We start from the raw sequence: 22904 nt of genomic DNA, 5'->3' as shown, positions 1-22904 counted from the left end.
ACCGTTCCTTACCGGTACCGGTCAGCTGGTCTTACCGATTCGCGCCGCAGAAGCGAGGTCCGCCGTGCTCGACGTCCGCCGCCTCGTGCTGCTGCGCGAGGTCGCCATCCGCGGCACCCTGGCCGCCGCCGCGGAGGCCCTCGCCTACAGCCCCTCCGCCGTCTCGCAGCAGCTGAGCGTGCTCGAGCGCGAAACGGGCGTCGAGCTGCTGCGGAAGGTCGGGCGGCGGGTGCAGCTCACCCCGCAGGCCGAGATCCTGGTGGCGGCGGCGGGCGAGGTGATGGCGCTGCTCGAGCGGGCGGAGGCGGCGCTCGCCGCGTCGGGCGAGTCGGTCACGGGGCGGGTGCGGGTCGCGGTGTTCCAGTCGGCGGCGCTCGCGCTGATGCCCGGAGCGCTGCGCTCGATCGCCGAGCGGGCGCCCGAGGTGCGGGTCGAGATGGTGCAGCGCGAGCCGGAGGGGGCGCTGCACGAGACCTCGTGGGCGCGCGAGTTCGACCTGGTCGTCGCCGAGCAGTACCCGGGCCACTCGGTGTCCTGGCTGCCGGGCCTCGTGCGCAGCGACCTGACGACCGACGCCATCCGCCTCGCGGTCAGCCGCGACTCCTCCGTGCGCGATCTGCAGGGCGCGCGCGACGCCGCGTGGGTGATGGAGCCGCGCGGCACCGCGAGCCGGCACTTCGCCGAGCAGACCTGCCGCGTCGCGGGCTTCGAGCCGGACGTCCGCTTCGAGACGGCGGACCTGCAGGCGCAGATCCGCCTCGCCGCCTCGGGCAACGCGGTGGCGCTGATGCCGGACCTGGTCTGGGCCGGCGGCGAGCCCGACTGCCGCCTCCTCGAGCTGCCCGGCCGCCCGCGCCGCACCATCTTCACGGCCCAGCGCGAGGCGCAGCTCGCCTCGCCCGCCGTCCGCGTCTTCCGCGACTGCCTCGCCGAGGTCGCCGCCCGCTACGCCTGACCCGCACGTCCCTTCCCTCGCCGTGAGATGCCACTTGTGCACGCTTCCCCCGGCGTGTCGCGTGCACAAGTGGCATCTCGCGGCGGGGGATGGGAGCGTGAGGGACGTGAGTGGGCGCGTGGGTGCAGACAGGGATGCGGGCGGGGTGCGGCTGGTCGAGACGACGGCCGGCGACGCGGTGGCGGAGCGGCTGTTCGCCGTGCAGGAGGCCGAGATCATGCGGCGCTACGGCGGCGACGACCCGGGGCCGCGGCCGCCTGCGGACGCACCGACACTGCTGCTGCACGCCGAGTCCGAGGTCGTCGGCTGCGTCGCGCTCGCCGCCGAGGGTGAGATCGGCGAGATCAAGCGGATGTTCGTGACCGAGGCGGCGCGCGGCCGCGGTCACAGCCGCGTCCTCCTCGCGGGAGTCGAGGAGCTGGCGGTCCGGCACGGCGTCACGCTGCTCCGCCTGGTCACCGGCATCGAGCAGCCCGAGGCGATGGCCCTCTACAGCAGCTCGGGCTACGACCCGATCCCCGGCTTCGGCTACTGGGGCGACGAGCCGGCGACGCGCTGCTACGCGAAGCGGCTGGCCCCGGCCGTCCCCGCGGCCTGAGCCCGCGCCGCGCCCCGGCTCACAGCCGGGCGAGCTTCGCGCGCGCGATCAGGAAGCCGCCGTACATGATCAGGCCCACCCCGACCGCGGCGAGCAGGATCGTGCCGTAGGGCGGCACGTCGAGGAAGCGCAGGGCGCCGTCCAGGCCGGTCGCGCGCCGGGCGTCGCCGGTGATCGCCGCGACGACGAAGAGCCCGCCGGCGATGCCGAGCGCGATCCCCTTCGAGACGTAGCCGGCGGCGCCGAGGATCAGGACGGCCAGACCGCGCCTGCCCGCCGGGATCCGCACGAGCTTGCGGAAGCCGCGGCGCACGCCGATCGCGACGAAGCCGATCCCGCTGCCGAGCACGATGCCCCCGACGATGGTCAGCACGATCGACCCCGCCGGCCGGGCCAGCAGATCGGTGCTGATCGCGCGGATCGTGGCGGAGGAGCTGGTCGACCCGCCGAGCGCGAAGACGAGCGTCGTCCCGGCCAGCGCGAGCGACGCGAATCCCTTCCCCGACTCGACGAGCCGCCGCCCCCAGCGCTTCGCGCGACTCGGATCGCTCGAGCGGCTCTGGAAGGTGAACTGCCAGATCCCGAGGGCCACGAGCGCGACGAGCGCCGCCCAGACGACGACGAGACCGGCCGGCGACTCCGCCATGCGCGCGATCGCTCCCGACGGATCCGCCTCCTGCGTCGTCTCGTCGCCGAACGCCACCCGCAGCGAGAGGCCGCCGATCAGCAGGTGCACGAGGCCGTTGACCGCGAAGCCGAGGCGCGCGAGCCGCCGGAAGCGCCGCGTCCGCACTCCCGCGCGCGTGGGGGCGCGCACGGAGGACATCGGACCACCTTCTCACGCGTCCACCCCTGTCCGGGCGCGCCCGGTCGGAGTGGAATGGACCCCGGCCCGCGGCGTCCGCGGGGACCTCGAGGAAGAAGGACCGCCATGACCACCTGGCTCATCACCGGCTGCTCCACCGGACTCGGCCGCGCCCTCGCGACCGCCGTCCTCGCCCACGGCGACCGCGTCGTCGTCACCGCGCGCGACGTCGAGTCCGTGCGGGACATCGCCGAGGAGCACCCCGACTCCGCACTCGCCCTGGCGCTCGACGTCACCGACGACGCCCAGGTCGCCGCCGCGGTCGACACCGCGCAGGAGCGTCTCGGCGGGATCGACGTGCTGGTGAACAACGCGGGCTACGGCTACCGGGCGGCCGTCGAGGAGGGCGAGGAGGACGCGGTGCAGCAGCTCTTCGACACGCAGCTGTTCGGCTCGGTGCGGACGATCAAGGCCGTCCTGCCCGGGATGCGCGAGCGCCGCTCCGGCACGATCGTCAACCTGTCCTCGATCGGCGCGCGCATCTCCCCGGAGGGCTCGGGCTACTACGCCGCCGTGAAGGCCGCGATCGAGGCGCTCACCGAGTCGCTGCGCAAGGAGGTCGCGCCACTGGGCATCCGAGCGTTCTCGGTCGAGCCGGGCGGCTTCCGCACCGACTTCGCCGGTCGCTCGCTGACCCAGTCGTCGCAGCCGATCGCCGACTACGCCGAGACCGCGGGCAAGCGCCGCAAGGAGCACGACACCGTGCACGGCACGCAGAAGGGCGACCCGGCGAAGGCGGCGACCGCGCTGATCGAGGCCGTCGAGTCGGACGCGCCGCCGTCGATCCTGCTGCTGGGCAACGACGCCTCCGACGCCTTCCGCGCGGCCCTCGACGCCCTCCGGTCCGACGCCGACGCGTGGGAGGAGCTCAGCCGCAGCACGGACTTCCGCGACGGGGAGTGACAGCGGACCGACGTCGCGCCGGAAGCGAGCAGGGTCCGGATCGGCGCGCGACGGCTCCGGTCAGACGCCCCAGTTCATGTAGGGCGCGTTCAGACTCGACACGGTGACCTCGTCGTCAGCGACGGCGCCCACGCCGTTCGTCAGCTCGGTGCCGTCGGCGCTCCCGACGGGGGTGTTGTCGAAGAGGAACGCGCCGGGCCTGTCGCCGATCACGCTCTCCGGCCGCTCGGCCGCGACCTCGGCGGCGGAATCGCCCACCGCGACGCCGCCGAGGGTGCTGATCGCGACGTCGGCGACGGCGGGCGCGGTGGCCTTCACCATGACGTCCGGCTCGGGGTAGGTGAGCTCCGGTCCGCCGGCGTCGTAGACCTCGGTGTCCTTGAGCACGAAGCCCGGCCAGGTGTAGTCGTGGGTCCGGTAGCCCTCGTAGGGCACGTCGTCCGACTCGGTCGGCTCGCTGCCGAACGCCTCGGTGAGCGCCGCCACCGCCCCGGTGCCGTCGCGGTAGGCCCAGGTGCCCAGCTCCGCCCCGGAATCGTCCACCAGCGAGAACGACGTCGGCCCGAGCAGGAGGCTCGCGGCGTCGGCCGGCACGGGAGTGGCGGAGGGCGTCGGGGTCGCGGTGACGGTGGCGGTCGCGGTCGCCGTGGCCGTCACGGTCTCCTCGGGGAGCGGCTGCGCGACAGGATCCTCCGCAGGCACGCAGCCACTCAGGACGGTGACGACACCGGCGGCGAGTGCGGCGCGCAGCAGCGCGCGGGACGGAACATGCATCGGTGGACCCCCGGGACGTGACGACGGGAGCACGGACCGTCCCCCTTCTCCCATCCTCCGGCGCCCCGGCCCCACGAGGGGCGCGCCTCCCGTAACGATCTCATCCCGCCTCGCGCCCGTCCCACCCCCTCGTCCCTCCCCGCCGCGAGATGCCACTTGTGCACACGACACGCCGTAAAAAGCGTGCACAAGTGGCATCTCGCGGCAGCCGGCAGGGCTCACGCCGGGGCGTGCACCAGCTCGGAGATGCGGCGCTTGCACTCGTTGAACTCGGGCGCCGTCACGTCGCGCTCGCCGGGCAGGTCGACCGTCACGATCTCGCTGATGTGCCCGGGCACGCCGTGCGAGGCGCCGCCGGTCATCACGACGACGCGATCGGCGAGGTAGACCGCCTCCTCGATCGAGTGCGTCACGAACAGCACCGTCGTGCCCGTCTCGCGGTGGATCCGCTTGAGCTCGACCTGCAGATCCGAGCGGGTCAGCGCGTCCAGCGCGCCGAACGGCTCGTCCATCAGCAGCACCGACGGCTCGTTCGCGAGCACCCGCGCGATCGCCACCCGCTGCTGCATGCCGCCGGACAGCTCGCCCGGGTACCGGTCGGCGAAGCGGGTCAGCCCGACCGCCTCGATGAAGCGGTCGGTCACCTCCGCCGCGGCCGCCTTGGCCAGCTTCTTGCGCCGCGGACCGTAGGCCACGTTCTCCCGCACGCTCAGCCACGGGAAGAGCCCGTAGTCCTGGAAGACGACGCCGCGATCCGGCCCGGGCGCCGAGACGGCCCGGCCGCCGACCTCCACGACCCCCTCGGTCGCCTCCTCGAAGCCGGCGAGGATGCGCAGCAGCGTCGACTTGCCGCAGCCGCTCGCGCCGACCACGGCGACGAACTCGCCCGAGCGGATGTCGAGGGAGACGTCGGCCATCGCGAGCACGCCGCCGCCGGCGGTGTCGTAGCGCTTCACCAGGTTGAGCACGTGGACGTCCGCGGTGCGGGACGCAGCGACGGGGCCGGGAGAGGGGGCGGAGAGCGTCATCGGGTCCTCACTTGACGAGCGGCCGGCGGCCGAAGAGCACGCGGAACAGGAGCAGGAGCAGCCGGTCGGAGGCGAAGCCCGCGATCGCGATGCAGATCATCCCGACCACGATCAGGTCGGTCCGCACCACGTCGCGCGCGAGGAAGATCGTCGAGCCGAGGCCCGTGCTCACCCCCGTCGTCTCGCTGAGCACCAGCACGACCCAGGCGAGGCCGAGCCCGATGCGCATTCCGTTGACGATCGCGGCGGCGGAGGCGGGCAGCACGACGCGCACGAGCACGCCCGCTCGCGACGTGCCCAGCATCCGCGCGGCCTCGATCAGCCGCGGCGGCACCTGGCGCGCCCCGCTGATCGTGCCGAGCACGATCGGGAAGAACGCCGACAGCGTGATCAGGAAGATCGACGCCTGGTCGCCGTAGCCGATCAGCAGCGCCACGAGCGGCACCCAGGCCGTCGCCGGCACCGGTCGGAACAGGTTGATGAACGGATCGAACAGCGAGTTCACCGTGTAGTAGCGGCCCATCAGCACGCCGAGCGGCACGGCGATCACGGTGGCGAGCGCGAAGCCGCCGAAGACCCGGCCGGCGCTCGCCGCGAGGTCGGTCCAGAGCAGGCCGCTGAACGCGTCGTTACGGAGCCCGGCGACGGCGTAGTCGATCAGCGAGACCAGCACGTCGCCCGGGTAGGGCAGGAACGCCATCCGGATGCCGAACGGCAGCTCCCACTCGCCCGCCCGCCCGAACTGCCAGAGCAGCAGGAACAGGATCGGGACGGGCAGGCCGAGCAGGAAGGTCGTCCAGCCGCTGCGGGCGCCGCGACGTCGGCGCCTGACCGTCGACAGCCGCTCGGTGGCGGTCGCCGGCTCGACGGCGCGGGTCGTGGTGGTCATCGGCCGACGACTCAGGCGGCCGGGGCGAACGTCGTGTCGACGACGTCCTCGATCGCGGGTGCGGAGTCGATGAAGCCGAGCTCCTGCATCTGCGTCGCGAGCGCGCCGAGCTGGCCCTGGTACTCCTCGCTGAGGTCGGAGCGGAGCCAGAAGTTCTCCAGCGCCGACTCGAGGACCTCCTGGTCGCCGCCGAACTCGGCGATCATGTCGGGCAGCCACTCGTCGACGCTGTCCGCCATGTACTCGGTCGTCGCCGCGTGCGTGTCGACGACCTTCTGCACGACCTCCGGCTGCTCCTCGATCATCGCGCCGGTGGTGACCAGGCCGATGTTCACGCGTCCGATCGGCGTCGCGTACGGGTCGGCGATCTCGGTGCCGCCGGCCGCCTCCGCGATCGAGACGCCGATCTCCACGCCGAAGAACGCGTCGATCGAGCCGCTCGTGTACGCGGACGCCATCTCGGGGACGGGGATCGTGATCAGCTCGAGGTCGTCGTCGGTGAGCCCGGCCTCGTCGAGGTAGTAGCGCAGTGCCACCTCCTGCGCGCTGCCCTGGATGTAGCCGACCTTCTTGCCGGCGAGGTCCTCGACCGAGGAGACGCCCTCGCCGCCGATGAAGCCCGAGCCGCCGTCCGCGGCGGACGCGACGATCGTCAGGTCCCGGTCCTGGGCGATCGAGGCGATGGTCGGGGTGACGCCCGAGATCGCGAAGTCGATCGTCCCGGCGACCAGCGCGTCGCTGAGCGCGGGCGTGGTGTCGAGGGTGATCACCTCGAACTCGACGCCCTCCTCGGCGAACCGCTCGTAGAGGAAGGGCTGGTAGAAGTGCGGCTGACCGCGGAGGGTGCCGACGGTGACGGTGACGGTCTCGTCGCCTCCGGAGCCGGAGCCGGAGCCGGCGTCACTCGATCCGGAGCACGCGACGAGCGAGAGGGCGGCGGTGAGCGCGGCGCCGAGGGCGAGGGCGCGGCGGGCGGTGGTGCGGGCGGACGGCCGGGACAGGGGCATGCGGGCTCCAACGGGTGAGGGGTGTGCCCCCACTCAACCGCCCCCACATGCTGTGCCGTTTCTGAGAAGTTTCCGACGTATTAAGTCCCGCCCGCGCTCCCTCCCCCCCTCCCTCGCCTCCCCCCGCCGCGAGATGCCACTTATGAGCGCGACACGCCGGGGAAAGCGTGCACAAGTGGCATCTCGCGGAGGGGGACGGGAGCGGAGCGCGTGCCTACGCCGCGAGGAAGCGGTCGGCCGTGCGGAGCGCCAGTGCGACCGTCAGGAGCGCCGGGTTCGCGATCACGGCGCTCGGGAAGACCGAGTTGTCGCAGACGAAGAGGTTCGGCACGTCGAAGCTGCGCCCGTCGCCGTCCACGACCGCGTCGCCCGGGTCGGTGCCCATCCGGCAGGTGCCGAGCGTGTGCGCCGTCCGCGCGATGACCCGGGTGCTCCGGGCACCCGCCGCCTCGACGATCGCGGTCATCGTCCGGATCGCGTGCCGGTCGATCGCCTCCTCGTTCGAGCCCGGCGAGAAGGTGATGCGCGCCTTCGGCACCCCGTGCTCGTCGAGCTCGTCGGTCAGCACGAGCCGGTTGTCGTCCGAGGGCAGGCACTCCGCGTTGATGCCGACGCCCGCCAGGAAGCGGTAGTCGTCCAGGGCCGCCATCAGCGACGGCCCCCACAGCCCCGCCCCGCGGACGAACGAGGTCGCCTGCGTGAGCGGCATCGTGCCGAGGCTCTGGATCAGGTAGCCGCCGGCGAAGTCGGCGTCGGCCGGGCGCACGGTGTCCTCGGTGATGACGGAGGAGGGGTAGCCGCGGTAGCCGCGCATCTCCTGGTCGAAGGTGCCCCAGACCTGGGTCGCGCCGTGCGCGAGGAAGTTGCGCCCGACCATCCCGCTGCTGTTGGCGATCCCCGTGTGCAGGAGCAGCCGCGGCGTCTCGACCCCGCCCGCGCAGAGGAACAGCGCGGAGCAGCGCTGCCGGTGCTCGACGCCGTCGGCGGTGTAGAGGACGGCGCTGACCTTCCCGGCCGCGTCGAGCTCGATGCCGTGCACGAAGGACTCGGCCCGGATCTCGGCGCCGTCCCGCACCGCGAGCGGCAGGTAGGACGTGTCCATGCTGCCCTTGGCGCCGGTGCGGCAGCCCTGGTGGCACTGACCGCAGTTGCGGCAGGAGGCGCGCTCGCCGTGGGCGTCCTGGTGCCGGCCCTCGCTGAGGACGGCGGCAGGAGCGTCGGTGGCGCGGATCCCGAGGGCCGCGCAGCCGCGCAGCATCATGTCGGCCGAGGCGTTGCGGTCGACCGGCGCCTGCAGGTAGCGGCGCGACGGGTCCCACGGGTAGTCGGCCGGTCCGGAGACGCCGATGGTCGCCTCCGCCCGCTCGAGGTAGGGGACGAGCTCGGCGTGGGTGACGGGCCAGTCGCGGCCGAGTCCGGACTCGGTGCGCAGCAGCAGGTCGCGCGGGTCGGGGCGCGGCGTGAACGCGCCCCAGTGCAGGGTGGAGCCGCCGACGCCGCGGCCGCTGTTGTTCGGGCCGAAGGCAGTGGGCGTGCTGCCGCCGCTGAGGCGCTCCTCCATCCAGTTGATCTCGGTCGCCTCGGTCTCGTCCGAGGTGAAGGCCAGCGGATCGAAGTGCGGCCCCGCCTCGAGCGCGACGACCCGGAGGCCCCGCGCGGCGAGGGTCGCCAGGATCGGGGCGCCGCCGGCGCCGGTGCCGATCACGACGGCGTCGACGATCTCGTCGGGGGAGTAGCGGCGCATGGTCGCGGTGTTCATCGGGGATCCCTCGTGCTGGTCTGCAGGGTGCTGTCCTGCGTGGTGCTGCTCGGTGAGGTGCTGCTCGCCACGGTGATCGTCCGCGCCGTGCCGGGCTCCCAGGTGTCGTGATCGCCGGCGGCGAGCGCGGTGAAGCCGAGGAGCGGGAGGACGTCGCCGCCGGTCGCGTAGCCGTCGAAGCCGATGCGCGCGAGGCTCGCGGGGTGCGCGAGCCACTGCCGGACCAGGTCGTTGCGGCAGTCCTCGAACCAGGCCTTCGCCTGCTCCGCGCCGAACGCCCCGAGCGGCTCCGTTCCGAGCGCCTCCAGGCGGGCGTCCTGCTCCGCGGGCGCCAGGGCGGCGAAGCCCTCGAGGGCGTCGAGGCCGAGGCGGTAGGCCTCCGGGTCGCTGGGCAGGTCGGCGTTGCGCCAGCCGTCGCCGCGGCCGGCCGCGAGCTGGGCGTCGACGCGGGCGGCCAGGTCGATCCGTCCCGCGACGGCGCTCTCGCCGCTGTCCTGCGGCACGACGCGGTCGGCGACGGCGCGCAGCGTCGTCAGCTGGGCGGGGCTGAGCGCGGCGGGCGCGTACCCGGGGTCGTCGGCGAGCAGCCGCTCGGCGAAGAGGGCGCGGATCCGCGAGGTGGTGCGGCTGGAGCGGATCGTGGCCGCGACGTCGGCGGGCACGGCCGGGCCGGTGCCGGCCTCCTCGTCCCAGAAGGCGCGGATCGCCGCGGCGACCTCGACCGGCCGCTCGATCGGCAGCAGGTGCCCGGCACCGGGCAGCTCGACGAGGCCGGCGCGCGGGTACGTCCGGGCGTTCGTCGCGCGCTGGCCGTCGGCACCGAGGTCGCCGTCCTCCCCGCCCGCGATCAGCAGGGCGGGCAGGGCGCGGAGCGCGTCGGCGAGGTCGCTGCGGTCCTCGCGGCTGCCGCTCTGCAGCCAGTCGCGCCAGGCGGCGGGGGAGGAGCGGAGCAGATCGGCGAGCGCCTGCTCCTGCTCGGCGGCGGGCAGGGCGCCGCCGATGTTCTGCTCGAGGAACTCGCGGGCGTGCTGCTCGGAGAGGGGGCCGTCGGCGGCCCAGCCGAGCATCTCGCTCCGCTTCTCCTCGGGCATCGGCTCGGGCGAGAGCGGCGACCCGGCGAGCAGGACGACGCCCGCGAGCCCGAAGAGCCCGGAGCGGCCGGACAGCGTGCGCTCGGCGACCAGCGAGGCGACCTTGCCGCCCATGCTGTGCCCGACGAGCAGCCAGCGCGTCGCGCCGTGCTCGCGGATCACGCGGATCACCGCGGTGGTCATCGCGGCGAGGGAGGTGTCGACGGCGTCGCGCGCGTCGCCGTAGCCCGGCAGGTCGATCGCAACCACGTCCGCCGTGCCGGCGAGCTCCCGCGCGAGCGGATCGAAGAGGCGGCCGCTGAGGCCGAGCCCGTGCAGGGCGAAGATCGTCGGCCGGCTCGCGGTCGTGGGCATGCAGGTCCTGTCGCATCACGGAGCCGCCCGAGCGGCGGCGTCCGAGCACCATGCGACCACAGCGCGAGAACGAGCGTTGGCACTTGCGGCGCCCCCGCGTTCGTGCCAGTGCCGCGCGTTGGTCCGACCGACCACCCCGCGCTCCATGCTGATCGAGTAGCCCGCGCAGCGGGCGGTCATGCTGATCGAGCAGCCCGCGCAGCGGGCGGCCATGCTGATCGAGTAGCCCGCGCAGCGGGCGTATCGAGATCCACGGCTCTCAGAAGTCCGGCCTGCACACCCGCCCTGCGAACGACGGCGGGTCTCGATACGCCCTGCGGGCTACTCGACCAGCATGGGCGGGCGCTCTCTCGTGCTCCCCGACGGCTCCGCGAGGCGTCAGGCGCCCTCGCCGAGGGGGAAGACCAGCAGCGTCGACGTGGCCGTCGCGACCAGGCGGCCCTGCGCGTCGGTCACCCTCGCCTCGGCGAACGCCACGCGCCGCCCGGGCTTCACGACGGTGCCGACGGCGAGCAGCTCGCCGCTGTCGCTGTGCAGGCCGCGCAGGTAGCTGACGGTGAGATCGAGCGAGGTGTAGCCGACGCCCGCCGGCAGGGTCGACTGCACCGCGCAGCCCGCGGCCGAGTCGAGCACCGTGCAGACGAATCCGCCGTGCACCCGCCCGATCGGGTTGTAGTGCGACTCGTCCGGCGAGCAGCGGAACTCCACCCGCCCCTCGTCGACCTCGCCGAGGTCCATGTTCATCAGCGTGATGATCGGCGGCGGCGGGATCGTCCCGTCCTTCATCGCGCGGAGGTAGGCGAGCCCGCTCATCCGCATCGCCGCGGCCGCGCCCGCCATCGGATCGTGCCAGGTCACCGTCCTGCTGCGCAGCCCGTCGTTCCCCGCGTCCTCGCCCGTGTCCCTGCCCGCTTCCATGCCCACTCCCTCGTGCCCACTCCCGCGGCGACCACCGGCCGCGCTCGCACCCTACGCGCGTCGGCCCTCCGTGCGTCGGCGCAGGGTCTCGAGGAGTGCGGCCGGGGTCTCCGGGTCGCTGAGGGTGATCGCGAACTCGCTGCCGCGCGTGGTGGTCACGACGAGCCCCGGCCCGGAGCGGAGGATGAGGGCCGAGCGGCCGGGCGACATCCGGTAGCCCCAGCCGCCCCACTCCGACGGTCGGAGCGCCGCGGTGCTCACCGAGGCCATCGATGACAGCGGGATGCGGCGCAGCGGGATCCCGAGCACCTTCGAGACGACGCGGAGGCCGCGGCGGTCCGCGGTGACGCGCAGGCGGGTGAAGCCGAGCATCACGATCGCGCTCGCCCCGAGGACGATCCCCATCGCGATCGCCGGACCCGTGGCGTCCGTCGCGAGCAGGCTCGTCACGGCGATCGCGGTGCTGCCCACCAGCACCGCTCCGGTGACGGCGAAGACCCTGCCGGTGACGGTGTGCGACCAGGCGCCGGTCTCCTCGCCGCCGAGCGGCAGGCCGTCCGCGGCGATCCGTGGTGCGTGCCGGGTCGGCGGGGCGAGCAGCGCGGGGATCACGGCGAAGGCGCCGCTGCCCAGGAGTGCGACGAGCCAGGCGCCGAGCACGGCCTCCTCCGCGGAGCCCGCGGCGAGCGTCGTCCCGACCGAGGTCGCCCAGGCGCCGGCGCCGAGTCCGGCGACCAGGCCGAGACCGCCGAGCAGGAGCCTCGAGCCTCGGCCGAGCGCCGCCGCGACGAGTCCGGCGACGGCGGGGACGCCCGCCAGCAGCAGCGCCAGCGCGAGGAGGGCCCCGACCGGCTGCGACTCGTCCGCGGCGCCCGTGCTCGACCAGTGCGAGGCGAGCACCGGCGGGAGCCGGTCGGCGAGGACCGCCCGCGAGACGAGGATCCCGGCGGCGGGGATCAGGAGCGACGCGGCGGCGACGAGCGCGCGAGGTCGCGACCCGGAGATGGTCGAGGTGCGGGTGGTGGTCACAGTGCGGTCCTCTCGAGGAATCGGATGACGTCCGCGCGGCTGATGCCGCTGCGGCGGGCCTCGGCGGCGAGCTGCTCGACGAGGGCGGTGACGCGCACGAGTCCCGGGCCGGCGGACTCCGCCACCCAGGCGCCCCGGCCGCGGCGCATCTCGAGGAGGCCGTCGTCGCGGAGCGCGGCGTACGCGCGCAGCACGGTGTGCATGTTGATGCCGAGGGAGTCGGCGAGCTCGCGCGCCGGCGGCAGACGATCGCCCGCCGACAGCTCGCCGGACGCCACCGCGGCGCGGACCTGCGCCTCGAGCTGATCGGCCAGCGAGCGCGGTGAGGAGTGGTCGACGCGCAGCAGCATGTTCGCCATGTTAGTAGAACAATGCGAGTGAGGGAAGGCGCGCTAGCGTGGGAGGACCAGTCCGGGAGAGGGGACCCCGATGACCGCTCCGACCGCCTCGCGCGCGGCGACGCTGCGCCTGGCCGGCCTGTTCGTCGCCGGGGCGGGGCTGCTCGAGGTCCTGTTCCTCGTCGTCCCGGCCGGCTCCGGATCCGTGCTCGCGGCACGCGCGGTCGTGCTGCTCGGCGCGGGGCTGCTCGCGGCCGCCGCGTCGGTCCTCGCGCGCGGGGCCGACTCGAAGGGCGGGCTGGTCGGCGCGACCGGCGCGACGGCACTGATCGTCTTCGCGGTGCTGATCGTGCTGCGGCCGATCATCAGGTGGTCCTCGCCGAGCACGACGGGCTCGACTCCCACACCCGAGATGATCACCGCCTCGACGCTCGTGCTCACCCTCGCCGTGCTGTCGCTGGTCGCCGGAGTGGTGGGGCTCGTCGCGCTCGCTCGCTCGCGCACCGTCCCGCGGCGGGTGGTCGTGATCGCCGCCGTCGCCGTGGGTGTGAACGCCGTGGGCGGCTTCGCGACCTCGGTGCCCCTGCTGGTCACGGCGACGCCGTCCCAGGAGCTGCTGATCGGGATCTCGATCGCGGCGTCGCTCGTCGGGTCGCTGCTGATCCTCGCCACGGGGGTCGTCTGGCTCCTCGCCGCCCGCACGATGGTCCGCGCGGGCTGAGCCCCGGCCCGCTCAGCACGCCGGCGCCCGCTCAGGACGAGATCGCTTGCTCGGGAGCCCCGGCCTGCTCAGGACGACAGCGCCAGCGACACCGCCAGCACCACCATCACGACCGCGACCGCCCCGTCGAGCACGCGCCAGGCCGTCCGGCTCCGGAACAGCGGCCGCAGCGCCCGCGCCCCGACGCCCAGCGCCGTGAACCACAGCACGCTGCCCAGCGCCGCCCCCGCGCCGAACCACCAGCGCTCGTCGCCGTGCGTGTTCGCCACCGAGCCCAGCAGCACGACGGTGTCGAGGTAGACGTGCGGGTTCAGCAGCGTCAGGGCCAGGCAGGTGCCGATCGCCGTGCGCAGCGAGGTGGAGGCGCCGGCCGGATCGCCCTCGAGCGTCCCCGGGCGCAGTGCCCGCCGCGCGGCGAGCACCGCGTAGGCGAGGAGGAACACGATCCCGCCCCAGCGGATCACGACCAGCAGCCACGGTGCCGACTCGATGACGGCGCCGATCCCGGCGATGCCGAGGACGATCAGCGCGGCGTCCGCGAGGGCGCAGATCGCGACGACGGCGAGCACGTGCTCGCGCCGCAGCCCCTGCCGCAGCACGAACGCGTTCTGCGCACCGATGGCGATGATGAGCGAGAGGCCGAAGCCGAGGCCGGACACGGCGGCGAGGAGGGGGGACACGGCTCCGACGGTAGGCCCCGCCGCTCCTGTAGACCAGCTCATGCTCCTTCAGTACCGTAAGCACGACTGATGCGAGGAGCGCGATGCTGACCGACGACCTCGACCTCGCCCGCCTCCGCGCCCTCGCGGCCGCCGTCCGCTTCGGCTCCTTCGACGCCGCCGCCCGCGAGCTGCACGTCACTCCCTCGGCGCTCAGCCAGCGGATCAAGGCGCTCGAGTCGGCCGCCGGCCGCGTCCTCCTGGTGCGCTCGCGCCCCGTCGTCGCGACCGAGGCGGGCGCCGGTCTGCTCCGCCTGGCCCGCCAGATCGAGCTCCTCGCCGAGGACGCGGTCCGCGCGCTCGACGGCGGCCCGCGGGAGGGGCGCGGCCCGGTCACGGTGCCGATGGCCGTCAACGCCGACTCGCTCGCGACCTGGGTGCTCCCCGCGCTCGCGACCGTCCCCGAGGTCGTCGTCGAGCTGCACCGCGAGGACCAGGAGCACACCACCGCGTTCCTGCGCGACGGCACCGTGCTCGCCGCGGTGACGGCCGAGGCGGAGGCGGTGCTCGGCTGCACCGTCGAGCGGCTCGGCACGATGCGCTACCGGGCGATGGCCGCGCCCGCCTTCGCCGAGCGCTGGTTCCCGGACGGACCGGACGCGGCGGCGCTCGCCGTCGCTCCCGTCGTCGTCTTCGACGAGAAGGACCGCCTGCAGGCCCGCTTCCTCGCCGCGGCCGGCGTCGAGGCGCGACCCCCGCAGCACCGGGTGCCCGGCTCGGCCGACTTCGAGCAGGCCGTCCGCCTCGGTCTCGGCTGGGGCATGCTGCCCGAGCTGCAGGCCCCCGTCGGCGCCGCGGGCCTCGTCGCCCTCGGCGGCGCCCCCGTCGACGTCCCCCTCCACTGGCAGCAGTGGGCGCTGCGCACCCCGAGCCTCGACGCCGTCGCCGCCGCGATCACCGCCGGCGCCCGAGCCGCACTCCGCCCCTGACCCCTCTTCCGCTTCCGCGAGATGCCACTTGTGCACGCGACACGCCGTGTCGGGCGTGCACAAGTGGCATCTCGCGGGAGCGAAGAGGGGGTCAGACGGCGAAGACGTCGCGGAGGGTCACCGTCTGCAGGGAGCGCTCGCGCAGGAGGTCGACCAGCTGCGCGTAGACCGTCGTCACGGGGTCGAAGTTGGCGTGCCCGATCACGATCCGCTGCGGCCGGAACCACTCGTCCGCGAAGCCGAGCAGCTGCTCCGGCGTGATCCGACCGGAGTCCGAGAGCGAGCCGTACCAGAGCGTCGTCGCCGTGTAGCCGATCGCCGCTGCGGCCGTCCGGCTGCGCGCATCGGTGTAGCCGAACGGCGGCCGGTAGAAGGGAGCCGCCTCCACCCCGTAGGTGGCGCGGATGAACTCGCCGTTCCGGCCGAGCTCCTCCTGGATCCCGTCGGTCGAGAGCGAGGTCAGATCCGCGTGCGACCAGGTGTGGTTCGCGAGCTGCACCTGCCCGCCGGCGACCAGCGGCGCGAGCGCGGGTGCGTTCACGGTCCAGGAGTCGTACTTCCCGTTGAGGAAGAAGGTGAGCCGCGTCCCGGTGTCCTTCGCGAACTGCGCGTACGCGGCCACGACGTCGGAGTCGGACCCGTCGTCGACCGTCCACGCCAGCAGGCTCCCGTCGCCGGGCAGCTCGGTGATCGTCCCCTCCGGCAGCGGGAACCGCGCGCGGACCGGCACGGGCGCCGCCGTGGTCGTCGGCACGGGGCGCGGCGGGGGAGTGGGCGTCGGAGTGGGCGACGGCGTCGCGGCCACGGCGGCCGCGGTCGGCCCGACGCGGACGGCGCTCGTGCAGCCGGTCAGGCCGACGGCCGCGGACGCGAGCCCCAGCAGCAGCGCACGGCGCCTCAGCGCGCTCGGCTGCGCACCCGGTCTCGGCGCGCTCGCCCTCGATGCAGACATGGTCCCCCCACGCGGCGACCCGGACCCCCCGGGAGCGCCGGAGCGACCGTAGCACCGGCGTGTCTTGCAGGGCGCGCGGGTGTCGCCTAAGCTACTCGGGTTGCGTGCATCTGCACGCTCTTGCGCGCTGCCCTCGGGCGGCGCGCCGACAAGTGACCTTGGGTGGGTCGGGCGAGGCCTCGTGCCGCGCGTGGCCCACGGTACCCACACATGGAGGAAACCATGGCAGCAGTCTGCCAGGTGACCGGAGCCGTCCCCGGTTTCGGACACGCCATCTCGCACTCGCACCGGCGCACCAAGCGCCGCTTCGACCCGAACGTGCAGAAGAAGACGTACTACGTCCCGTCCCTGCGCCGTAACGTCACGCTGACGCTGTCGGCCAAGGGCATCAAGGTCATCGACGCCCGTGGCATCGAGTCCGTCGTGAAGGATGTTCTCGCTCGTGGGGTGAAGATCTAATGGCCAAGCAGCAGGACGTCCGTCCGATCATCAAGCTCCGTTCGACGGCCGGAACCGGTTACACCTACGTGACCAAGAAGAACCGCCGCAACGACCCCGACCGTCTCGTGCTCAAGAAGTACGACCCCGTAGTGCGCAAGCACGTCGACTTCCGCGAGGAGCGCTAAGTATGGCTAAGAAGAGCAAGATCGCCCGCAATGAGCAGCGCAAGGTGGTCGTCGAGCGCTACGCCGCCAAGCGCCTCGAGCTGAAGAAGGCCCTCGTCGACCCCGCCGGGACCGACGAGTCCCGCGAGGCCGCCCGCACGGGCCTCCAGAAGCTCCCCCGCAACGCCTCGCCGGTCCGCGTCCGCGGCCGCGACGCCGTCGACGGCCGCCCCCGCGGCAACCTCTCGAAGTTCGGTATCTCGCGTGTCCGCTTCCGTGACATGGCCCACCGCGGCGAGCTGCCCGGCATCACCAAGTCGAGCTGGTAAGCGGCGCGCAGCGCCGCTTACCAGCGTGCTAGCTGCGTGAACGACGAAGGCCCCTCGATCTCACGATCGGGGGGCCTTCGTCGTTCACGGGTCAGGAGCGTCCCTGCCGCCCCTGACCGCGGTCGGCCTCGCGACGGGGCCGGGATCCGCAGAGCGTCCTGCGTCCGCTGCGGAGAATCGCTTGGCACGCGATTCTCCGAATCGCTCGCGGTTCCCGCTTGCGCTCCGCGTCTTCGGCGGTGATCCGTCGCGAACGGCTCCTTCGTCGGCGGTGGGACAGCCGGTCGTGACGGATGGGCTCGCTTGCGCCGGTGGGGCCGGCCCATGCTGATCGAGTAGGCCGCGGAGCGGGCGTATCGAGATCCACCCGCATCGAACGGTGGTCTCGATGCCGCCCTGCTGACGACGGTGGGTCTCGATACGCCCCTGCGGGGCTACTCGACCAGCATGGGGCTGCCGCCCATGCCTTCCGATCGAGTAAGCCGCGGAGCGGGCGTAGCGAGATGCACGGTCCATGCTGATCGAGTAGGCCGCGCAGCGGGCGTATCGAGATCCACGCGAACGGGCGTATCGGGATCCACCGCCGCCGGAGCTTCGCGAACGCGCCGCGTAAAATGGCGCGCATGACAAGCAGCCTTCCGACCGTCGCCGAGATCGCGGCGCTCATCGACCACGCGATCCTCAAGCCCGAGCTGACCCGCGCCGAGGTCGACGCGCAGCTCGACGAGGCCCGGGCGGCGGGCGTCTTCAGCGTCTGCGTCCGCCCCTCCGACATCGCGCACGCCGTCCGCCGGCTCGAGGGCTCGGGCGTCCTCGTCGGCACGGTCATCGGCTTCCCGCACGGCACCACCTCCACCGCCGCCAAGGTCGCGGAGTCGACGCAGGCGCTCGCCGACGGCGCCGTCGAGCTCGACATGGTCGTCAACATCGGCCGCCTCCGCAGCGGACTCCTCGAGGACGTCGAGGCCGACATCCGCGCGGTCGTCGATGCGGCCGAGGGGCACGTCGTCAAGGTCATCCTCGAGACGAGCCACCTCGACGACGAGCAGATCGTCGCCGGCAGCGAGGCCGCCGAGCGCGCGGGCGCCGACTTCGTCAAGACCGCGACGGGCTTCGCCGGCGGCGGCGCGAACGAGCACGACCTCCGCCTGATGCGCGGCGCCGTCTCCGACGCCGTCCAGGTCAAGGCGTCCGGTGGCGTCCGCGACCTCGACACGCTCCTCGCCTTCCGCGAGCTCGGCGTCACCCGCTTCGGCACGAGCGGCTCGGCCGTCATCCTCGGCGACCTCACCGCGCGCCAGGCCGGCGACTCCTCCGCCGCCCGCGTCGACACCGGCTCCTACTGAGCACCGTGCGCGGAGGAGGGGGCCGCGGTCGTCGCGCGGTGGCGGAGGGCCGCGCGCTCGACGACATCGCCAAGGCGCTCAAGGAGCGGGTCTACGCCGCCTTCACCGGCCTCGCCGTCGTGATGATCTACGCCGTCGACGACCAGGCCGACTCCGCGCACGCGCTGCGCAGCCTCGTCATCGCGATCGTCGGCATCTCCGCGGCCGGCTTCGTCGCCGACGTGATCGCGCACCAGGTCGCCCACGCCTCGACCCCGACCGCGGTCGAGGCGCGCACGATGCTCCGGATCTCCGGCGGCGCCCTCGCCTCCGCCTCCCTCCCCGTCCTGGTGCTCGCGGCATCGGCGCTCGGCTGGATCGACGACGTCCTCGCGCTCCGGATCGGCGTCGGCGTCTACGTCGCGACCCTCGCCGGCATCGCCCTGATCGCCGTGGTCCGAGCCGGTCTCGGTCTCGGCCAGAGCATCATCGGCCTGCTCGGACTCGTCGGACTGGGAGCCGCCGTCGTCGGCGTGCTCGCGCTGTCGCACTGATGACGGCGACACCGACGCCGACGGCGACCCCCGCGCCGACTCCAGCGGCGGCGCCCCGATGACCCGCACCCGCGTCGAGCTCGGCCGCCGCGAGGACCTCGGCGGCGACTGCGAGCACTGCTTCGGGCTCTGCTGCGTCGCCCTCGCGTTCACCCGCTCCGCCGACTTCCCCGTCGACAAGGCGGCGGGCGACCCCTGCGGCAACCTCGACACCGAGGACGCCTGCACGATCCACCGACGGCTGCGACCGGAGGGCTTCGTCGGCTGCACCGTCTTCGACTGCTTCGGCGCCGGTCAGAAGGTGTCGATGCAGACGTTCGGCGGCGTCTCCTGGCGCTCCGCCGCCCAGGTGCGGGCGCGGATGTTCGCGGTCTTCCCTCTGATGCGCCGCCTGCACGAGCTGCTCTGGTACCTGGACGTCGCTCTCGCCCTGCGCGAGACCGACGCGGCTCTGCGCGACGAGCTGCGCGCCCGCTTCGACGCCGTGCACGGGCTGACGCTCGCCGAGGCGGACGAGATCCTCGCGGCCGACGTCGACGCGGAGTACGCGGCCGCCCGACCGCTGCTGATCGCGGCGAGCGCGTCGGCCCGCTCCGCCCTCCCGCGCCGGAAGCGGCACGGGCGCCTGCGCCTGCAGCCCGGCACCGACCTCGTGGCCGCGGCGCTCCGGGGCGCGGATCTGCGGGGCGCCGACCTGCGCGGCTCGCTGCTGATCGCGGCGGATCTCCGCGGGGCGGACCTGCGCGGCTGCGACGTGCTGGGCGCCGACCTCCGCGATGCGCTGGTGGCGGGCGCCGATCTCTCCGGGGCGCTCTTCCTGACGCAGGCGCAGGTCAGCAGCACGCGCGGGGACGCCGCGACGGCGCTGCCGCCGCACTTCGAGCGCCCGTCGCACTGGGCCGTCGCGGGAGGCTGACCCCGAGGATCACGAGGTCGACGAAGGGGGAGTCGACGAGGGGGGGAGTCGGCGAAGGGCGAGTCGGCGAAGGCCCTCAGCCCTCGACGGTGCCCGCGGCCGAGCCGTCGTGCTCGAGGCCGAGGCCGCCGAGGACCTCGCGGTGGACGAGGTTCGAGCCGTTCCAGTTCTCGATCACGCACTGCGGGAAGGCCTCGCGGTCGAGGGCGTCGAGCCAGCTGGCGGCGGCCTCGCGCGCCCAGGTCTCGGACGAGTAGACGCCGAGGATCTCGGTCTCGTCCGCCCACTGCCCGGTGGACGAGAGCACGTAGTGACCGACGCTCATGGCTGCTCCTTCATCGTCGCGCAGTGGCGCGCATTGACAAGCCTGTCACAAACACACTCTTGCGCGCGGCCGTTGTCCGTGGTTACGCGATGCTGTCGCGAAGTCGCGCATTGAGCGCTGCGAGGGCCGCGCCGATCTCGGGTCCGTCGGCTCCGGGCAGCACGGCGCCGCCCTGCGCGAGGCTGTGCCGCAGGGCGTCGAGCTCCGCCGAGCCGATCCGGCCGTCGGTGGTGAGCACCTCGAGGGTGGTGAGGACTCCGACGAGCGCGACGGCGTCGTCGACGTCCAGGGGGCGGGCGCAGCTGTTCTCCATGCGCTTCTCCAGGGGATCGGTGCCGCGCGGGGAACGCGGCGAGGGGGGTCGGGTGGGGGTGGGCGCCGGTCGGGAGTCCGGACGCGCCGAGACGCCCCGCAGTCGGATCGACCGCGGGGCGTCGCGTGGGACGGCGTCAGCGGTCAGGCGACGCGCGGCTCGTCCTCGGGGGCGTCGTCCTCGGGGATGTGCACGTCCTGGACGGTCACGTTGATCTCGGCGACCTCCATGCCGACGATCTCGCGGATCGCACGGCCGACGGCGGAGCGCACGCCCTCCGCGACGTCCTGGAGCGCGACGGGGTACTCGGCGACGATCGTGACGTCGGCCGCGACCTGGCGCTCGCCGACCTCGACCTTGACGCCCTGGGCGCGGTCCTCGTTGCCGAGCGCGCCACGGATCGCACCGAGGGCGCGGGCCGCTCCGTTGCCGAGAGCGTGCACGCCGGGGACCTCTCGGGCCGCGATGCCGGCCACCTTCGCGATGACGCCGTCATCGATGACGGTGCGTCCGGTGCCGGTCGTCGTCGTGGTGGTCGTGGTGCTCTCGGCCATGGTCTCCTCTTTCGTCTCGGTGCCCGGTCGGTCGATCGGGCGGTTCTGAAGTAGGACGGAGCCACCCCGTCGTTCGTCACGGTGTCGTCCCACGTGCCCAGGCGACTGCCAGGGTCGGGTCTCACCGCGCCGTCTCCCGGTCGAGGAAGGCGAGGGTGCGCTCGAGCGTCTCGCGCGCCTCCGGCCGCTCGAAGTGGAACTGGTACTCGTGCCCGAGCTCGCTGTCGTGCCCGTCGCCCCAGAGCAGCGCGGTGACCGGCACGCCGAGCGAGCGCAGCTGCGCCGCGAACGGGCGCGACTGCTGCGCCGTGAGCGGATCGGCGTTGCCGCCACTGAGGAACACCGGCGGGAAGCGCGGGGTCACGTGGTCGATCGTCGACATCCAGCGCGCGGCCTCCGACGTCCACCACGCGCGCCGGCCGGTGTACGCCCAGAGGGCGGCGCGCAGTCCGCGGCCCGCCAGCCCGGTGGCCGCGGCCAGCGTGTCGAGATCGAAGATCCCGCAGTGCAGGACCACGGCCCGCAGCGCGTCGACGGGCAGCGTCGTGGGGAGTCCCGCGGCGCGGGCGTAGGAGGGGTTCGTGATCGCCGTGGCCAGCTGGCTCGCGAGCTGGGCGCCGGCGGAGTCGCCGGCCAGGACGATGCGGTCGCGCGCGATGCCGAGGCGTCCGGCGCTGCGGCGGAGGTGCTCGAGCGCGGCGAGCAGCTGCCGCGGTGCGGTCGGATGCACCGCCTCCGGTCCGCGGCTGTAGTCCAGGGCGACGGCGGTGTAGCCGGCGGCCGCGAGCATGCGGAGGTAGGGGTCGACGTCGCGCCGGTGGCCGGACACCCAGCCGCCGCCGTGGATCCAGACCACGGTCGGCCGGGAGCCCGCGGCTGCGGAGCGGAAGACGTCGGCCGTGGTGGCGGGCGCCCCGGGGCGCGCCGGGATCGGCTCCGCGACCCGGCGGATCCCCTCGGGCGCGAACGGGAGCATCGACGCGGCCGTCCGCCGAGCCTCGCGCTCGAACACCGTTCGGACAGCCAGCGCGGTCGGCCAGGACGCGGCCCGGATCGGCGTCGCGTGCACGGTGCCCCCTCCTCGCGCCGCTCGCCCGGCCCCACCGGCGACGCGTCACGAAGGGTACGCACTTCGTGTTTCCACCGTGAGACAGCGCAGGTGGCAGGCTGGGCGGGTGACGGACGACGTGAGCGCGCAGGGCGACCCGGGACGGCCGGTTCCCGCACCGGCCGGCCCTGCACCGGCCGCCCCCGCATCGGCCGCCCCTGCATCGGCCGCCCCCGTGAAGACCCCTCGCGGGAGGCGCGAGCGCAGAAGGGCCGCTCGCGGGAGCTCCCTCCGTCCGCGGACCCTGCTCGTCCTCGCCCTGATCGGCTCGATCGGCGGGGTGCTCTCCGGCGCGTTCGGGGTCGGCGGCGGCATCGTGATGGTGCCGATGCTGATCGCCTGGGCCGGGATGGACCAGCGCCGCGCCTCCGCGACCTCGCTGCTCGCGATCGCCCCCACGGCGGTGGCCGGCGCCTTCGGCTACGCGCTCGGCGGTCAGGTCGCGTGGCTCCCCGCGGCCGTGATCGCGGCGGCGGCGATGATCGGCGCGGTCGCCGGCTCCTGGCTGCTCGCCCGCCTGCCGCTCGGCGTGCTCCGCTGGCTGTTCGTCGCGCTGCTGCTCGCGGCGGCGGTGCGGATGGCCGTGTTCGGCTCGAACGAGACGGGCGACGTCGCCGAGGGCTGGGGCGTCTGGCCGGGCTTCGGCGGTCTGGGGCTCGCGATGGGCGTCGCGTCGGGGCTCTTCGGCATCGGCGGCGGCGCGATCGCCGTGCCCGTGCTCGTCGGGGCGTTCGGCCTCGCCGACCTGCTCGCCAAGGGCACCTCGCTCGCCGCGATGATCCCGACGGCGATCAGCGGCTCGATCGCGAACGCGCGCCGCGGGCTGCTGGACGTCCGCGCCGGACTCGTCGTCGGCCTCTGCGCGACGGGGTTCTCCTTCGCCGGAGTCGCGCTGTCGTTCCTGCTGCCCGCGCGACTCTCGGGCGTGCTGTTCGCCGCGCTGCTGCTCCTGGCGGCGCTCCAGCTCGCGCTGAAGGGGCGGCGGAAGCGCTCCTGATCCGGTCCGGTGCACCGACCGGATCGTCCCGCGCTCTTGACATCCGGTC

The 22904-nt window shown here is 74.0% G+C and carries 28 protein-coding genes; 12 read left to right on the top strand and 16 right to left on the bottom strand.

All coding sequences use genetic code 11. The features are described 5' to 3' along the window. Positions 1-64 precede the first annotated feature (64 nt). Entirely contained in the window at positions 65-955 is an 891-nt protein-coding gene (locus HQQ82_RS11520; protein ID WP_173233288.1) for a LysR substrate-binding domain-containing protein, read from the top strand. Between the two features lie 118 nt (positions 956-1073). Further along, positions 1074-1553 carry a GNAT family N-acetyltransferase gene (locus HQQ82_RS11515; protein WP_173233287.1) on the top strand — a complete coding sequence of 160 codons (480 nt, stop codon included), beginning with the start codon at positions 1074-1076 and terminating at the stop codon, positions 1551-1553. Positions 1554-1572: 19 nt separating this feature from the next. Here HQQ82_RS11515 and HQQ82_RS11510 read toward each other — a convergent pair whose 3' ends face one another. Next, entirely contained in the window at positions 1573-2379 is an 807-nt protein-coding gene (locus tag HQQ82_RS11510) for a DUF1206 domain-containing protein (RefSeq protein WP_173233285.1), read from the bottom strand. Positions 2380-2484: 105 nt separating this feature from the next. On the opposite strand from HQQ82_RS11510, the gene HQQ82_RS11505 reads away from it, so the two are divergent. Further along, positions 2485-3321: an oxidoreductase gene (locus HQQ82_RS11505; protein WP_173233283.1), complete on the top strand. Its 837-nt coding sequence runs from the start codon at positions 2485-2487 to the stop codon at positions 3319-3321. 60 nt (positions 3322-3381) lie between these two features. On the opposite strand, the gene HQQ82_RS11500 is transcribed toward HQQ82_RS11505, so the two are convergent. The 9 genes from HQQ82_RS11500 to HQQ82_RS11460 form a co-directional block, all read right to left on the bottom strand. Then, on the bottom strand, positions 3382-4095 hold the full coding sequence (locus HQQ82_RS11500; protein ID WP_173233282.1) for a hypothetical protein: 714 nt from the start codon (positions 4093-4095) through the stop codon (positions 3382-3384). A 218-nt stretch (positions 4096-4313) separates the two neighbouring features. After that, entirely contained in the window at positions 4314-5123 is an 810-nt protein-coding gene (locus tag HQQ82_RS11495; RefSeq protein WP_173233280.1) for an ABC transporter ATP-binding protein, read from the bottom strand. A gap of 7 nt (positions 5124-5130) precedes the next feature. Further along, positions 5131-6012 (bottom strand): ABC transporter permease, encoded by an 882-nt coding sequence (locus HQQ82_RS11490; protein WP_173233278.1) that lies wholly within the window; start codon positions 6010-6012, stop codon positions 5131-5133. Between the two features lie 11 nt (positions 6013-6023). Next, on the bottom strand, positions 6024-7019 hold the full coding sequence (locus HQQ82_RS11485; protein WP_173233276.1) for an ABC transporter substrate-binding protein: 996 nt from the start codon (positions 7017-7019) through the stop codon (positions 6024-6026). A gap of 214 nt (positions 7020-7233) precedes the next feature. Further along, positions 7234-8778, bottom strand: a complete 1545-nt coding sequence (locus HQQ82_RS11480) for a GMC family oxidoreductase (RefSeq protein WP_173233275.1) — start codon at positions 8776-8778, stop codon at positions 7234-7236. Next, positions 8775-10223: an alpha/beta hydrolase gene (locus tag HQQ82_RS11475; RefSeq protein WP_173233273.1), complete on the bottom strand. Its 1449-nt coding sequence runs from the start codon at positions 10221-10223 to the stop codon at positions 8775-8777. The genes HQQ82_RS11480 and HQQ82_RS11475 overlap by 4 nt, the downstream gene beginning before the upstream one ends. A 378-nt stretch (positions 10224-10601) precedes the next feature. Continuing rightward, on the bottom strand, positions 10602-11141 hold the full coding sequence (locus HQQ82_RS11470) for a PaaI family thioesterase (protein ID WP_173233272.1): 540 nt from the start codon (positions 11139-11141) through the stop codon (positions 10602-10604). A 51-nt stretch (positions 11142-11192) separates the two neighbouring features. Further along, entirely contained in the window at positions 11193-12170 is a 978-nt protein-coding gene (locus HQQ82_RS11465) for a hypothetical protein (protein ID WP_173233270.1), read from the bottom strand. Then, positions 12167-12529: a GntR family transcriptional regulator gene (locus tag HQQ82_RS11460; RefSeq protein WP_367947931.1), complete on the bottom strand. Its 363-nt coding sequence runs from the start codon at positions 12527-12529 to the stop codon at positions 12167-12169. The genes HQQ82_RS11465 and HQQ82_RS11460 overlap by 4 nt, the downstream gene beginning before the upstream one ends. Before the next feature lie 70 nt (positions 12530-12599). Here HQQ82_RS11460 and HQQ82_RS11455 point away from each other — a divergent pair, with 70 nt between their 5' ends. Beyond that, complete coding sequence (locus HQQ82_RS11455) at positions 12600-13229, top strand: hypothetical protein (RefSeq protein ID WP_173233268.1); 630 nt, start codon at positions 12600-12602, stop codon at positions 13227-13229. Between the two features lie 68 nt (positions 13230-13297). On the opposite strand, the gene HQQ82_RS11450 is transcribed toward HQQ82_RS11455, so the two are convergent. Continuing rightward, positions 13298-13909: a LysE/ArgO family amino acid transporter gene (locus tag HQQ82_RS11450; RefSeq protein ID WP_367947932.1), complete on the bottom strand. Its 612-nt coding sequence runs from the start codon at positions 13907-13909 to the stop codon at positions 13298-13300. Positions 13910-13992: 83 nt separating this feature from the next. Here HQQ82_RS11450 and HQQ82_RS11445 point away from each other — a divergent pair, with 83 nt between their 5' ends. Then, positions 13993-14877, top strand: a complete 885-nt coding sequence (locus HQQ82_RS11445) for an ArgP/LysG family DNA-binding transcriptional regulator (RefSeq protein WP_173233265.1) — start codon at positions 13993-13995, stop codon at positions 14875-14877. A gap of 91 nt (positions 14878-14968) precedes the next feature. Here HQQ82_RS11445 and HQQ82_RS11440 read toward each other — a convergent pair whose 3' ends face one another. Next, positions 14969-15829, bottom strand: coding sequence for a polysaccharide deacetylase family protein (locus tag HQQ82_RS11440; protein WP_173233263.1), 861 nt, complete (start codon positions 15827-15829; stop codon positions 14969-14971). Between the two features lie 222 nt (positions 15830-16051). Here HQQ82_RS11440 and rpmB point away from each other — a divergent pair, with 222 nt between their 5' ends. From rpmB to HQQ82_RS11410, 6 genes are all read left to right on the top strand, one after another. Further along, a complete protein-coding gene (gene rpmB / locus HQQ82_RS11435; RefSeq protein WP_056038148.1) occupies positions 16052-16288 on the top strand; it encodes a 50S ribosomal protein L28 in 237 nt (78 codons plus the stop codon). Next, positions 16288-16455, top strand: a complete 168-nt coding sequence (gene rpmG, locus HQQ82_RS11430) for a 50S ribosomal protein L33 (protein WP_027692168.1) — start codon at positions 16288-16290, stop codon at positions 16453-16455. Before rpmB ends, rpmG begins: the two co-directional genes overlap by 1 nt. A gap of 2 nt (positions 16456-16457) precedes the next feature. Further along, the gene (gene rpsN, locus HQQ82_RS11425) at positions 16458-16763 is read left to right on the top strand and encodes a 30S ribosomal protein S14 (RefSeq protein ID WP_159986058.1); all 306 of its coding nucleotides are present in this window, start codon (positions 16458-16460) and stop codon (positions 16761-16763) included. A 623-nt stretch (positions 16764-17386) separates the two neighbouring features. Beyond that, positions 17387-18109, top strand: coding sequence for a deoxyribose-phosphate aldolase (deoC, locus tag HQQ82_RS11420; RefSeq protein WP_173233261.1), 723 nt, complete (start codon positions 17387-17389; stop codon positions 18107-18109). Between the two features lie 5 nt (positions 18110-18114). After that, the gene (locus tag HQQ82_RS11415; protein WP_173239177.1) at positions 18115-18642 is read left to right on the top strand and encodes a hypothetical protein; all 528 of its coding nucleotides are present in this window, start codon (positions 18115-18117) and stop codon (positions 18640-18642) included. 58 nt (positions 18643-18700) lie between these two features. Then, the gene (locus tag HQQ82_RS11410) at positions 18701-19558 is read left to right on the top strand and encodes a pentapeptide repeat-containing protein (RefSeq protein WP_173233258.1); all 858 of its coding nucleotides are present in this window, start codon (positions 18701-18703) and stop codon (positions 19556-19558) included. 76 nt (positions 19559-19634) lie between these two features. On the opposite strand, the gene HQQ82_RS11405 is transcribed toward HQQ82_RS11410, so the two are convergent. The 4 genes from HQQ82_RS11405 to HQQ82_RS11390 all read right to left on the bottom strand — a co-directional run bounded on the left by HQQ82_RS11405 (position 19635) and on the right by HQQ82_RS11390 (position 21819). After that, positions 19635-19883: a hypothetical protein gene (locus HQQ82_RS11405; protein ID WP_173233256.1), complete on the bottom strand. Its 249-nt coding sequence runs from the start codon at positions 19881-19883 to the stop codon at positions 19635-19637. A gap of 82 nt (positions 19884-19965) precedes the next feature. Continuing rightward, positions 19966-20196 carry a hypothetical protein gene (locus HQQ82_RS11400; RefSeq protein ID WP_173233254.1) on the bottom strand — a complete coding sequence of 77 codons (231 nt, stop codon included), beginning with the start codon at positions 20194-20196 and terminating at the stop codon, positions 19966-19968. Positions 20197-20339: 143 nt separating this feature from the next. Beyond that, positions 20340-20750 (bottom strand): Asp23/Gls24 family envelope stress response protein, encoded by a 411-nt coding sequence (locus HQQ82_RS11395; RefSeq protein WP_173233252.1) that lies wholly within the window; start codon positions 20748-20750, stop codon positions 20340-20342. A 121-nt stretch (positions 20751-20871) separates the two neighbouring features. Beyond that, positions 20872-21819, bottom strand: a complete 948-nt coding sequence (locus HQQ82_RS11390) for an alpha/beta hydrolase (RefSeq protein ID WP_173233250.1) — start codon at positions 21817-21819, stop codon at positions 20872-20874. Positions 21820-22033: 214 nt separating this feature from the next. Between HQQ82_RS11390 and HQQ82_RS20610 the strand changes: the two genes are divergently transcribed. Next, complete coding sequence (locus HQQ82_RS20610) at positions 22034-22855, top strand: sulfite exporter TauE/SafE family protein (RefSeq protein WP_173233248.1); 822 nt, start codon at positions 22034-22036, stop codon at positions 22853-22855. The last annotated feature ends 49 nt before the right edge of the window (positions 22856-22904 follow it).

It is taken from the genome of Rathayibacter sp. VKM Ac-2856 (assembly GCF_013205055.1).
Lineage (GTDB): Bacteria > Actinomycetota > Actinomycetes > Actinomycetales > Microbacteriaceae > Rathayibacter.
Note: the sequence above shows the minus strand (reverse complement) of the source record. Positions and strands in the feature narration are given on the sequence as shown.